Source organism: Tabrizicola sp. (assembly GCF_031377265.1).
Lineage (GTDB): Bacteria > Pseudomonadota > Alphaproteobacteria > Rhodobacterales > Rhodobacteraceae > JAUYQR01.
Genome location: NZ_JANMET010000279.1, coordinates 1 through 12,423 on the forward strand (window position 1 = coordinate 1; position 12,423 = coordinate 12,423).

Sequence of the window (12,423 nt, forward strand, 5' to 3'; positions counted from 1 at the left end):
GCCATGCAGGATCCGACGGATGCTTTACATAAGCCGCCGCGCGGTTTTCCAGGAAGTAGAAGCCAAAGCCGCCCCAACCCTTCAGCGGGTCGAGATAGCCTACAGCCCCCTGACCTGTCAGTGGATCGGTCTGGCCGACCAGGGCCTTGGACACGGCATTGACCTCTTGCCACGTCTTCGGCACTTCGGCCCCGCCGATGGCACCCTCACCGAAATAGTCCTTGCGATAGGCGAAGGTATGGCAGTCGCCGTCGATCGAGATGCGGTAGGTCTTGCCATCCCATGTGCCAACCGGCGCCTTGAGATAGTTCACATAGTCGTCCATCTCGATCTGAGTTTTCACCCAGTCGGGCATCTCGTCCAGCAGGCCCTTGCTGGCGGTGTCGCCTTCCAGTGGCGCACCCATGGCAAGAATGTCGAAATCGACGGTGCCGGTGGCGATGCTTTGCTGCAGACGCGGGTTGTAATCGGCCTGTGCAAGATCGATCCAGTTGATCTTGGCGCCGGTATAGGCCTCCCAGCCCTTCAGCAGGCCGCGGAACAGGATGTTGTGCAAGCCGTTGTTGTTGATGCCGAAGAAGGTCAGTTCAACCCCGGCAAACTCGCCCTCGGTCACGTTGGCCTTGGTGGAACCAAGGCACATCTCACCGACCTTCTGCCAATCGGCATCGGTCGGCGAACCCATGCCCACGCCCGGAATCTTCAGAATTTCGGCGCGGACGTTGTCCTGCGCCATTGCGGGGCGCATGCTCATCGGCAGTGCTGCCAGCGCTGTCAGCGCGGTGGCGCCTTGCAGCATCCGGCGGCGGCTCATCCTGGAGCGCACCATTGCGTTGTAGATATCGACCTTCACGACCAGTCCTCCCTTTGATACCCCGCTTCTGGCTTGTGCCACCGGGGCTGTGTTTATCGCGGTTTACGCATTCGGCTTACGTTTCCAGAGCGGCTGAACAGCCTGCGCCTTGCAGTGCGACGTGCAACGGACTTGGGACCTCCCCTCCCCAAGCGACAGCTTTCCTCACGGGTAAGCTTGGCAAGGCCCGAAGGGTCTGTCAAGATTCTAACATGTTAGTATGATCAGCAGGTGGACAGCTTCGCCCCTAGTGGCTAGTTTCACCGCCAAAAGAGGGGGATATGGCCGATGGCCGAAGTCACAGTCCGCGACCTGAAAAAGTTCTACGGCGGGGTGCAGGTCATTCACGGCCTTGATCTTGATATCCCGGACGGTGACTTTGTGGTGCTTGTCGGTCCGTCGGGCTGCGGAAAATCCACGCTGCTGCGGATGATCGCGGGGCTGGAGGAAATCACCAGCGGCGATATCCGCATCGGCACGCGCCGGGTGAACAACCTGCCGCCTTCGGAACGTGACATCGCGATGGTGTTTCAGAACTACGCGCTTTACCCGCACAAGACGGTTGCGGCCAACATGGGCTTTGCGCTGAAGATGCGCGGAATGGACAAGGCCGAGATTGACAGTCGCGTTGCGCGTGCGGCCGGAATCCTGGGACTGACGCCGTATCTGGAGCGGTATCCCCGCGCGCTGTCAGGCGGCCAGCGCCAGCGGGTGGCGATGGGGCGTGCCATCGTGCGTGACCCGCAGGTGTTCCTGTTTGACGAGCCGCTGTCCAACCTTGACGCCAAGTTGCGGGTGCAGATGCGCACCGAGATCCGCGAACTGCACCTGCGGCTGAAGACAACGACTGTCTATGTGACCCACGACCAGATCGAAGCGATGACCATGGCCGACAAGATCGTGGTGATGCAGGGCGGCCGGATCGAACAGGTCGGCGCGCCGCTGGAATTGTATGACCGGCCTGCGAATACCTTTGTGGCAAGCTTCATCGGCAGCCCGTCAATGAATATGGTGGCGGGCCGCGTGGTGCAGCACGGCGACGCGCGGATGTTGCAGGCGGGCAATGCCTTGCTGCCGTTACCTGCTGCCACAACCTTGGAGGTTGGCCGCGAGGTGACGTATGGCATCCGCCCCGAGGCCCTGACGGTGGGCGCGCAGGGCCTGTCCGGCACTGTCGCGGTCGTGGAACCGACGGGGTCGGAAACCCATGTGGTGCTGCGCGTGGCCGAGCAGGACATCGTTGGCCTGTTCCGGGACCGGGTCAGTTTCCGCCCCGGCGATGCGCTGACCTTTGCGCCTGATCCTGAAAGGGTGCATGTATTCGACAAATCCACCGGTGTCAGGATTTCGGGAGGCCAGGATGCTTAAGGGACTAGACAATCGCCTGAATGCCGAAGTGCTGGGCGTGCTGCGCGCGATGGGGCATGGCGATGTGCTGATCGTGTCAGACACCAACTTTCCGGCGGATTCGGTGGCGCGGGCCACGGTGACCGGCAAGCTGTTGCGGATGGAGAATCTGACCTGCGGGCAGGCGGTGAATGCCATTCTGTCGGTGCTGCCGCTGGACACGTTCGTGGATGACTTCGCCGGCCGGATGGAAGTGGTCGGCGCGCCAAACGAAGTCCCCCCGGTGCAGCAAGAGGTACAAGCCGAGATTGACCGCGCCGAAGGCCGTGCGCGCCCGATGATCTCGATCGAGAGGTTTGCGTTCTACGACATGGCCCGCCAAGCCTATGCGGTCATCCAGACGGGCGAGCGGCGGTTCTACGGCTGCTTCATGTTGCGCAAGGGCGTGATTGCGCCGGAGGCATGACATGAAACCGATTGTGATCCTTGGCATTTTCGTTGCCGACACGGCCTATCGCGCAGAACGCCAACCAAAGATGGGCGAGACGATCCTTGGCAATTCCTTCGTGCTGGGGCCGGGCGGGAAGGGGTCCAACCAGGCGGTCGCGGCGGCAATGGCGGGGGGGCGCACGCATTTCATCACCCGCCTTGGCAAGGACGCCTTTGCCGATATCGCCCGTGCCACATGGGCAAAGGCTGGCGTGCACCCGGAAGTGACCGAAGACGCCGACAGCTATACCGGCGCGGCCTATATCTTTATCGAGAATGCGACCGGCAACAACGCGATCATCGTGGCCCCCGGTGCTGCGGGGCGGGTGTCGGTCGAGGATGTCGAGGCGCGTCGCGGGCTGATCGAATCCGCATCGGTGTTCGTCACGCAACTGGAACAGCCGATCCCGGCCGCGCATCGTGCGCTGGAAATTGCCCGTGCGGCCGGCGTGCGCACGATCCTGAACCCGGCCCCGGCCGCAACGCTGGATGATGCCATTCTGCGGCTTTGCGACTATGTGACCCCGAACGAGAGCGAGGCAGAGGCGCTGACCGGTCTGCCGGTAACCACGGTCGCCGAGGCTGAGAAAGCCGCTGATGCGTTGATGGCACGCGGCGTGGGCGCGGTGGTGATCACGCTGGGCGACAAGGGTGCTTTGTACCGCGACAAGGCGCGATCAGTGCATATCCCGGTGATCAGTTCTGGCCCCGTGGTCGAGACGACAGGCGCAGGTGATGCGTTCAACGGCGGTTTTGCCGTGGCGCTGGCTGAAGGCATGGATGTGGTCGACGCGGTGCGCTTTGGCTGTGCCACGGCGGGCATTTCGGTGACCCGCCCCGGTACTGCGCCGGCCATGCCATCCCGCGCGGAGATCGACGCGCGGCTTGCCCGCGGCTGACCCAGCACTGTCGCATATCTGTTACAAAAGTTACGCATATACGTCACCGGCGGTCCTTAGAGCATGCTTCAAGGGCCGACTCACAGGGCTCTCGTGCAACCCAAGGAGTGACACATGCGCTTTGCAAACCTCACCGTTTCCGCGCTGGCAATTGCCGCAGCGGCAACTGCGGCTGAAGCCCGCGATCAGGTTCAGGTGACCGGTTCTTCGACCGTTCTGCCCTATGCCACCATCGTCGCCGAGGCCTTCGGCGAAAACTTCGATTTCCCATCGCCGGTTGTTGAAGGCGGCGGTTCGGGTGCCGGACGCAAGAAGCTTTGCGAAGGCGTGGCGAAACCACCGTCGACATCGCCAACTCGTCCTCGCGCATCTCGCAGTCCGACATCGACCTGTGCACCACCAATGGCGTGACCGAGATCATGGAAGTCCGCATCGGCTATGACGGGATCGTCTTTGCGTCCGACGTGAATGGCCCGGAGTTCGCGCTGACCCCGCTGGCGGTGTTCAACGCTCTGGCCGCCAAGACCGTCAAGGACGGCGCGCTGGTAGAAAACACCAACGCAATGTGGTCGGAAGCGGATGCTACCCTGCCGGCACAGCCGATCCTGGCCTTTGTTCCCGGCACCAAGCACGGCACCCGTGAAGTGTTCGACACTAAGGTGATCGAAGCTGGTTGCAAAGAAGCCGGCGCACTGGACCTGTACATGGCCGTTGCCGAAGGCAAGGACGACAAAGAAAAGGAAGGCAACGCCAAGAAGGCCTGCCACGAGCTGCGCACCGATGGCAAATCGGTCGACATCGACGGCGACTACACCGAAACGCTGGCACGGATCGATGCGGACAAGACCGCAATGGGCGTGTTCGGCCTGTCGTTCTACGAGAACAACACCGACAAGCTGCGCGTTGCCACGATGAATGCCATCCTCCCGAACGCCGACACCATCTCCAAGGGTGAGTATCCGGTGTCGCGTCCGCTCTACTTCTACGTCAAGAAAGCGCATATCGGCGTGATCCCCGGCCTGAAGGAATTCGTCGAGTTCTTCGTGTCCGACGACATGGCTGGCCCGAATGGCCCGCTGGCCGAGTACGGTCTGGTGTCTGACCCGGACCTCAAGGCGACCCAGGCTGCGGTTGCGGCAGAGACCCCGATGGGTCCGCTGGAATAAGCCGAAACGATAAGGCGGCGCTTCGGCGCCGCCTTTCACCTTTGCCGTGATCGGGATGCCATGACCCTATTGCTTCTTCTTGCCGTTGTCGTCGTGTTGGCAGGTGCTGCCTATGTTGTCTGCCGTGCCCGTTCGCTGGCGCTTGGTGGAGGGCGGCCGGGAACCTTGCATTCCCTGCCCGGATACTATGGCTGGCATGGCGCGATCATGGTGCTGCTTCCGGCCTTTCTGACGCTGGTTGTCTGGCTGATCGCACAGCCCCTGCTGATCGAGGCGCGCGTCTCATCGCAACTTCCCCTGGAACTGACATCGGACGACACCGCCCGCGCCCTTGCGATGGCGGATGTGCGCAGACTTGCCGACGGCCTTGACGTGGCGCTTGCCAGTGGGACCGTGACCGAGGACGCCTCGGGCGCATTGCAAACCAACGGGGGCGCAACCTTGCGCGCCGCGCTGGCCGAGTCGGGCGTGGCGCTGGCCGAAGACGTATCACCCAATATACTGGCTGCCGCCCAGTCCTACCGCGCGATGTCTGGCACGGGCATGATATGGCGGATGTTTCTGGTGCTGGCGGTGGCGATTGGCGGCTTTGCCTATGCTGTGCGGGTCACGCGCGGCTCGTTTCGCGCCCGCAACCGCGTTGAGGCGGTGGTGCTTGGCCTGCTGATGGCGGCCTCTACCGTTGCCATTCTGACCACGGTCGGGATCATCTGGTCGATGCTGTCCGAGACGATCAATTTCTTCAGGCTTTACCCGATCGCCGATTTCTTCTTTGGCCTGACCTGGTCGCCAAACTTCCGCGGTGGATCGGAGCTTGGCTTCATCCCGCTTTTGTGGGGCACGCTGTACATCAGCCTGATTTCGATGCTGGTCGCGGTGCCGATCGGCCTTTTCGCGGCGATCTATCTGGCGGAGTATGCCACCCCAAGGGTCCGTTCCGTGGTCAAGCCGCTGATCGAGGTGATCGCTGGGATCCCGACGGTGGTTTTCGGCCTGTTTGCCCTTGTCACCGTCGGACCATTGCTGCGCGACTACTTTGCCGAACCGCTTGGCCTTGGCAACAGCGGGTCGTCGGTGATGACGGCGGGTATCGTGATCGGCATCCTGAACATTCCATTCATCTCGTCCTTGGCCGATGACATCATCAACGCGGTGCCACAATCGCTGCGCGATGGGTCTTACGGGCTTGGCGCGACGAAATCCGAAACGGTCAAGCAGGTGATCCTGCCAGCGGCACTTCCGGGTATTGTGGGCGCGATCCTGCTGGCGGCCAGCCGCGCCATCGGCGAGACGATGATCGTGTCGATGGGGGCAGGGGCGGCGGCAAAGCTGGACCTGAACCCATTCGAGGCGATGACCACGATGACCGTCAAGATCGTCGGCCAGTTGACCGGCGACACCGACTTTGCCTCGCCCGAAACGCTGGTGGCCTTTGCGCTTGGCATGACGCTGTTCGTCATAACACTGGGGTTGAACGTGCTGGCACTCTATGTCGTGCGCAAGTACCGGGAGCAGTACGAATGACCGATTTCACCGCATCGGGCCCTGCCACAGGGCGACCGAAACACTCCATCCTGGTCGAAGCTGCAAGCATGCGCCGCCGCAACGCTTCGGAATTGCGCTTCCATATCTATGGGATCGCCGCCATCGTCATCAGCTTGGCCACCCTTTTCATCATGCTGTGGACGATCTTTTCGGACGGCGTGTCTTCGTTCTATCAAGCCAAGCTGACCATTCCTGTCACCCTGTCATCCGAGCTGCTTGACCCAGAGGGCAACGGTAATCGGGATGACATGCTGAAGGTCACGACCGTCGGCTACAACAAGCTGCTGGCCGCCGCCTTCGACGCCGAACTGAAAGCCAAGGGCGTCGATACTGGCGGGCTTTCGGCCAAGGACCTGTCGGCGATGGTGTCCAAGGACGCGGCTGGCGACCTTCGGGCAACGGTGCTGGCGAACCCGGCGCTGCTTGACACCACGATCAGCGCAGATTTGCTGGCGACGGGCCGGGTGGATGGCTATCTCAAGGGCCGGGTGACGATGGAGACTGCGGTCCGCGACAATCAGATTTCGCCGGAACAACTGCAGCTTGCGGATCGGCTGAGCGCGGCCGGCATCCTTAGCACCAAGTGGAACTGGGACTTCTTCACCAACCCCGACGCCTCTGATCAGCGCCCCGAAGCGGCCGGGTTGGGCGTGGCCATCCTCGGCTCGCTATACCTGATGATCCTGGTGGCCATTATGTGCGTGCCGGTCGGCGTCGCCGCCTCGATCTATCTGGAGGAGTTCGCCCCCAAGAACCGCTGGACTGACCTGATCGAGGTGAACATCTCGAACCTCGCGGCTGTCCCCTCAATCGTCTACGGTATTCTGGGCCTTGCGATCTTCATCAACTTCATGGGCTTGCCGCAGTCATCGACGCTGGTTGGTGGTCTGGTGATCAGCCTTATGGTGTTGCCGACCATCATCATCGCCACCCGCGCATCAATCCGCGCGGTGCCGCCGTCGATCCGGGATGCGGCACTGGGCGTGGGCGCATCAAAGATGCAGATGGTGCTGCACCATGTGCTGCCGCTGGCTGCGCCGGGTATCCTGACGGGTACGATCCTTGGGCTGGCAACGGCGCTGGGCGAAACCGCGCCGCTGCTGCTGATCGGTATGGTTGCCTTTGTCGACAATTATCCTTCCGCCCCGGTCGAAGGGTTTTTGGACCCCGCAACGGCCTTGCCGGTGCAGGTCTATGGCTGGGCACAACGGGCCGATCCGGCCTTTATCGAACGCTCGTCGGGTGCCATCATCGTGCTTCTGGCCTTTCTGGTCGTGATGAACGTTGCTGCAATCCTGTTGCGTCGCAAATTCGAACGGCGCTGGTAAGTGCAGATTTTGGAGACTGAAGCCATGGACGACATGCGACTGGTGGAGCGGAACGTGCAAACCCATGCAACCAAGATCAGCGCGAAGGACGTGCAGGTCCATTATGGCACCACACACGCCCTGAAGGATGTGAACGTCGAAATCCTTGACCACACCGTCACGGCCTTCATCGGGCCGTCGGGCTGCGGCAAGTCGACGTTCCTGCGCTGTCTGAACCGGATGAATGACACCATCGTGTCGTGCAAGGTCAGCGGCATGATCCAGCTGGACGGCGAGAACATCTACGATCAGCGGGTCGATCCGGTGCAACTGCGGGCAAAGGTCGGCATGGTGTTCCAAAAGCCGAACCCGTTCCCGAAGTCGATCTATGACAACGTGGCTTACGGGCCGAAGATCCACGGCTTGGCGCGGACCAAGGCCGAGCTTGACGAGATCGTCGAAACCTCGCTGCGCAAGGCGGCACTTTGGAACGAAGCGAAGGACCGCCTTGCCTCTCCCGGAACCGGGCTTTCGGGCGGTCAGCAACAGCGCCTGTGCATCGCGCGCGCCATCGCCACCTCGCCCGAAGTGCTGTTGATGGATGAGCCGTGCTCCGCGCTTGACCCCATCGCCACCGCACAGGTGGAAGAGTTGATCAGCGAACTGCGCGACAGTTTCTCGGTAGTGATCGTCACCCATTCGATGCAGCAAGCTGCCCGCGTCAGCCAGAAGACGGCCTTCTTCCACCTGGGCAACCTTGTCGAATATGGCGAGACGGGTAGCGTCTTTACCAGTCCTAAAGACCCGCGCACCGAAGCTTACATCACTGGCCGGATCGGCTGAGGAGCAGCAGCATGAACAACACTACTCATATCCTTTCTGCTTTCGACCGCGATCTGGAAGCCGTGCAGGCTTTGGTGATGCGGATGGGCGGGCTGGTGGAAACGGCACTGCTCGACGCAGCCGAGGCGCTGGATGCCCGCGATGAGGATCTTGCCACCCGGGTGCGCGTCGGCGATAAGGCGATCGATGCGCTGGAAGACCAGATCAACGTGGAATGCGCCCGGCTGATCGCGCTGCGCGCGCCAGCGGCGGGTGATCTGCGGACAGTGCTGACCGTGATGAAGATTTCCGCAGCGCTGGAACGGGCGGGCGACTACGCCAAGAACCTGGCCAAGCGGGCCGTCGTGCTGGGCCAGATGCCGCAGGTGATGGGGGCGTCGGGATCAATCCGCAGGCTGGCGAAGGCGGTCGTGCAGATGCTGAACGATGCGCTGGATGCCTATATCCGCCGCGATGTGAAGCTGGCCGAGGATGTCCGCCAGCGCGACCGCGACATCGACCAGATGTACAACTCTATCTTCCGCGAGTTTCTGACCCACATGATGGAGGACCCGCGCAACATTGGGCCCTGCATGCACCTGCACTTCATCGCCAAGAACATTGAACGGGTCGGCGACCACGCGACCTCGGTGGCCGAGCAGGTGATCTATCTGGTGACCGGAGCCATGCCAGGGGATGAGCGCCCGAAAGTTGACAGTACGGCCCCAGCGGCCACGAGGAGCTGAGTATGGCACGATCAGGACAACCGACGGTCCTTCTGGTGGAGGATGAGCCGGCACAAAGGACCGTGCTGGCCTACAACCTGGAGGCCGAAGGGTTCGATGTGACCCAGGCCGATAACGGCGAGGATGCGATGATCCTGGTCGATGAGGAGGCGCCTGATATCATCATTCTCGACTGGATGATGCCTAAGGTGTCTGGCATTGAGGTCTGCCGCCGCCTGAAAATGCGGCCCGAGACGCGGGGCATTCCGATCATCATGCTGTCGGCGCGGGCCGAAGAGGTGGACCGCATCCGTGGGCTGGAGACGGGCGCGGACGATTATGTGATCAAGCCCTATTCGGTGCTGGAGCTGATGGCGCGGGCGCGGGCGCAGTTGCGGCGGGTGCGGCCTTCGACGGCGGGGGTGGTGCTGGAGCATGACGACATCCGGCTGGACCCTGAAACGCACCGGGTCTACCGGGCCGAGAAGGTGCTGAAGCTGGGGCCGACGGAGTTCAAGCTGCTGGTCACCCTGATGGAGCGGCCGGGGCGGGTGTTCAGCCGCGAGCAGTTGCTGGATCTGGTCTGGGGGCGGGACATCTATGTCGATACCCGGACTGTGGATGTGCATGTGGGGCGGCTGCGGAAATCCTTGATGACCTTTGGCGGCGAGGACCCGGTCCGGACGGTCAGGGGTGCGGGCTACGCCTTGGGGTGATGTCCACGCGTGGACAAGGGTCTGGGTGTATTTAAATCAATGGGTTAGCTGGTCCGTTTTAACGGATTGTTAGTATTCTGGACCAATCGCGCCGGTATCTTGACTACTCCCGCGGAGACTGTGCGCCAATGTGGTGCCAATGGGTCTGGTTGAATGTCCGCTTTGCGGACCTTCTTGACATTCGGTGCGGGCGGTCAGTTTTCGCTTGCAGTCGCGGCGAGACGGACGTCGAGGGCGGAAAGCGGCCCTTCGAACGTCTTCCCCTAACGCCATGGCCCTCGGCACGGGCCACTTCTGTGTATGGAAAGAGACCTTTCCATGGCGTCGACAACAGGCTGGGCGTAAGGAGCCAGAAGCCAGCCCAAAATGTCGGCTCCGCCTTCACCTCTGGCCGAAACCACTCTGCATGAAGAACGGCAAGTCAGGCTGCCATGCCGCGATCCCTGTGGCATCGGATGGGTCGATGCCGGTGTCCTGGATATCCTCGACCAGGAAGGATGCGCGGTGGCAACGCAAGGCGTGCGCCGCATCAATCTTGTCCACCGGGGCGCGGGTCACACCAATGACCGCCGCGATCCAGGCCATGAAGGGCCTGGCTCTGTCGTGAAGGTTGATCGGCTTTGCAGGGGTCACGTTGTTTTCGGATACGTGGATCATGGCGGGCCTCCCGTTTTGCGTTCCGCGCCTGTGCCAGGCACGGTGAATGGCACAACATTACGCCCGGTGTCACGTCGCCGCTTGTGGACTGGCTGAGGACTTGTTGAGCGGTGGGTGCGGATTTGCTAGGCTTGTGCATGAAACTTTTATTTGACCCATTTGAACTCGATACGGATCGCGCCGAGCTTCGGACGGTTTCGGGCTTGGTCAAACTCGAACCCAAGGTTTTCAGGCTGCTGTGCCTGCTCGTCGAGAACAACGAACGCGTCATCAGCAAGGAAGAAATGATCGCGGTGGTCTGGGCCGGGCGTTTCATTTCGGACGCGGCTGTCTCGACTGCGTTGAAGGCCGTTCGCAGGGCGCTCGGGGATGATGGGGACACACAAAGTTTCATCCGGACCATTCGCGGGATTGGCCATCGTTTTGTCGCGCCAGTCAGGATCAGACCGACGGAAAACGCTGTGGGCGGCCCCGCTCCGCAGGCAGAACGACCTGTCGCAGAGGATACACGTGGTGAAAGGCCGACCGTTGCGGTTCTGCCGTTCGGCCGGATAGGTTTGCCGGATGCCTTTGCAAGCCTGAGCGACGCGATCCCGGCCGACATCATTTCGTCGCTGGCCCGCCTGCGCTGGTTGCGTGTGATCGCACGCGAATCCACATTCCGGTTCCGAAATACCGAGGTGGACCTTGCCGGACTGCACAGCGTTCTTGGGGCGAGCTATTGCCTTTCCGGTCGCGTCGAACTTTTCGGCACGCAGTTGGAGGTGAGTGTAGATCTCGTCGACACTCGGAATGAGGGATTGATCTGGTCCGACCGTTTCGAGCGACCCGTTGCCGACGTGCACGCCGTCCGGCATGAGATTGTGGGCGCGGTCATCGCGGCACTGGACCTCCGGATCCCGCAGACCGAAGCGGCGCTGGCGCGCGGCAAGCCCGTAGAGCGCCTGGATGCCTGGGAGGCCTACCACCTCGGGCTAAGCCATGCCTATCGCTTCAACGCGCATGACAATGCAATTGCGGGCAGTCTCTTCCGCCGCGCAACCGATCTCGACCCCAGCTTTTCCACCGCTTTTGCAGCCCGGGCGTACACCAGTTTTCAGGACGCGATGATGGGTTATGTCCCTGATCCCCAAGCCGCACGGGCCGCCGTCCAGTTCGCGGCCGAACGTAGCATCGATCTTGATCCACTTGATCCCTACGCGAATGCAGCCATGGGACGGTTGCACATCCTGACGGGCAGCCCGGATGACGGCATGGTCTGGCTGGACAGGTCGATTGAATTGAGCCCGAACTATGCCAAAGGCCATTACTCGCGGGCCTTCCTGCAATTGGTCCGCTGTCAGACGGTCGAGACTCGCGCGGATGTTGATACGGCGATCCGGCTCAGCCCGCTCGATCCGATGCTTGCCCCGATGCGCATTATGAAGGCGCTATCCTTCGGAATTGATGGCGACTACGCGACCGCTGCCGACCTGGCGGTGCTGGCGGCGCGCACTGCAACCAGCCATATCCGAATCGTGATGGCGACCGTTGCGTTGTGCCAGCTTGACGGTCGTACAGAAGCCGCTGCCCGCTGGGCGCGTGTCGTGCGTGAAATACGACTGGACCCGTCGATCACCAAGTATCTGAAGTCAATGCCATACGCGGATGCAGATTTTCGCAACAGGATTCGTTCGGCGCTCCGTTCTGCCGGATTTCCGGACTGAACTTCTAAATGACGAGCAGCAGCTTTCTGGAATGATCTGAAGCGAGCCGAAAGGTCAGCTTTGGGCCGAAAGCGTCGTGCCACGCCGTCGAGATCGGTTCGAGCCTGTGACTAGATCGAACGACTGCTCTGGACGCAAAGCCACCCCCTCAACCCTTCCCCAGCAACACCCCCTCCAACCGGTCCAGAAAC

General features: G+C 61.8%; 11 protein-coding genes and 1 pseudogene. 10 read left to right on the forward strand and 2 right to left on the reverse strand.

Annotated features, from left to right (window positions below; all coding sequences use genetic code 11):
- A partial coding sequence (locus tag RMO18_RS15715; RefSeq protein ID WP_309667176.1) for an extracellular solute-binding protein occupies nucleotides 1–853 on the reverse strand: 853 nt, incomplete at its 3' end.
- A 288-nt stretch (nucleotides 854–1,141) separates the two neighbouring features.
- Here RMO18_RS15715 and RMO18_RS15720 point away from each other — a divergent pair.
- From RMO18_RS15720 to phoB, 9 genes and pseudogenes are all read left to right on the forward strand, one after another.
- The gene (locus RMO18_RS15720) at nucleotides 1,142–2,221 is read left to right on the forward strand and encodes a sn-glycerol-3-phosphate ABC transporter ATP-binding protein UgpC (protein ID WP_309667178.1); all 1,080 of its coding nucleotides are present in this window, start codon (nucleotides 1,142–1,144) and stop codon (nucleotides 2,219–2,221) included.
- Nucleotides 2,214–2,666 carry an RbsD/FucU family protein gene (locus RMO18_RS15725; protein WP_309667180.1) on the forward strand — a complete coding sequence of 151 codons (453 nt, stop codon included), beginning with the start codon at nucleotides 2,214–2,216 and terminating at the stop codon, nucleotides 2,664–2,666. Before RMO18_RS15720 ends, RMO18_RS15725 begins: the two co-directional genes overlap by 8 nt.
- 1 nt (nucleotide 2,667) lies before the next feature.
- Nucleotides 2,668–3,588: a ribokinase gene (gene rbsK / locus RMO18_RS15730; protein ID WP_309667182.1), complete on the forward strand. Its 921-nt coding sequence runs from the start codon at nucleotides 2,668–2,670 to the stop codon at nucleotides 3,586–3,588.
- Between the two features lie 114 nt (nucleotides 3,589–3,702).
- A pseudogene (locus RMO18_RS15735) lies at nucleotides 3,703–4,754 on the forward strand (substrate-binding domain-containing protein).
- Between the two features lie 60 nt (nucleotides 4,755–4,814).
- The gene (pstC, locus tag RMO18_RS15740) at nucleotides 4,815–6,278 is read left to right on the forward strand and encodes a phosphate ABC transporter permease subunit PstC (RefSeq protein WP_309667183.1); all 1,464 of its coding nucleotides are present in this window, start codon (nucleotides 4,815–4,817) and stop codon (nucleotides 6,276–6,278) included.
- Nucleotides 6,275–7,627 (forward strand): phosphate ABC transporter permease PstA, encoded by a 1,353-nt coding sequence (gene pstA, locus RMO18_RS15745; protein WP_309667184.1) that lies wholly within the window; start codon nucleotides 6,275–6,277, stop codon nucleotides 7,625–7,627. Before pstC ends, pstA begins: the two co-directional genes overlap by 4 nt.
- A 24-nt stretch (nucleotides 7,628–7,651) precedes the next feature.
- Nucleotides 7,652–8,449, forward strand: a complete 798-nt coding sequence (pstB, locus tag RMO18_RS15750; protein WP_309667185.1) for a phosphate ABC transporter ATP-binding protein PstB — start codon at nucleotides 7,652–7,654, stop codon at nucleotides 8,447–8,449.
- Between the two features lie 11 nt (nucleotides 8,450–8,460).
- Complete coding sequence (gene phoU, locus RMO18_RS15755; protein ID WP_309667187.1) at nucleotides 8,461–9,174, forward strand: phosphate signaling complex protein PhoU; 714 nt, start codon at nucleotides 8,461–8,463, stop codon at nucleotides 9,172–9,174.
- Nucleotides 9,175–9,176: 2 nt separating this feature from the next.
- Nucleotides 9,177–9,869, forward strand: coding sequence for a phosphate regulon transcriptional regulator PhoB (phoB, locus tag RMO18_RS15760; RefSeq protein ID WP_309667189.1), 693 nt, complete (start codon nucleotides 9,177–9,179; stop codon nucleotides 9,867–9,869).
- Between the two features lie 381 nt (nucleotides 9,870–10,250).
- On the opposite strand, the gene RMO18_RS15765 is transcribed toward phoB, so the two are convergent.
- A complete protein-coding gene (locus RMO18_RS15765; RefSeq protein WP_309667190.1) occupies nucleotides 10,251–10,526 on the reverse strand; it encodes a hypothetical protein in 276 nt (91 codons plus the stop codon).
- Nucleotides 10,527–10,663: 137 nt separating this feature from the next.
- Here RMO18_RS15765 and RMO18_RS15770 point away from each other — a divergent pair, with 137 nt between their 5' ends.
- Entirely contained in the window at nucleotides 10,664–12,232 is a 1,569-nt protein-coding gene (locus RMO18_RS15770) for a winged helix-turn-helix domain-containing protein (RefSeq protein ID WP_309667191.1), read from the forward strand.
- Nucleotides 12,233–12,423: the final 191 nt, after the last annotated feature.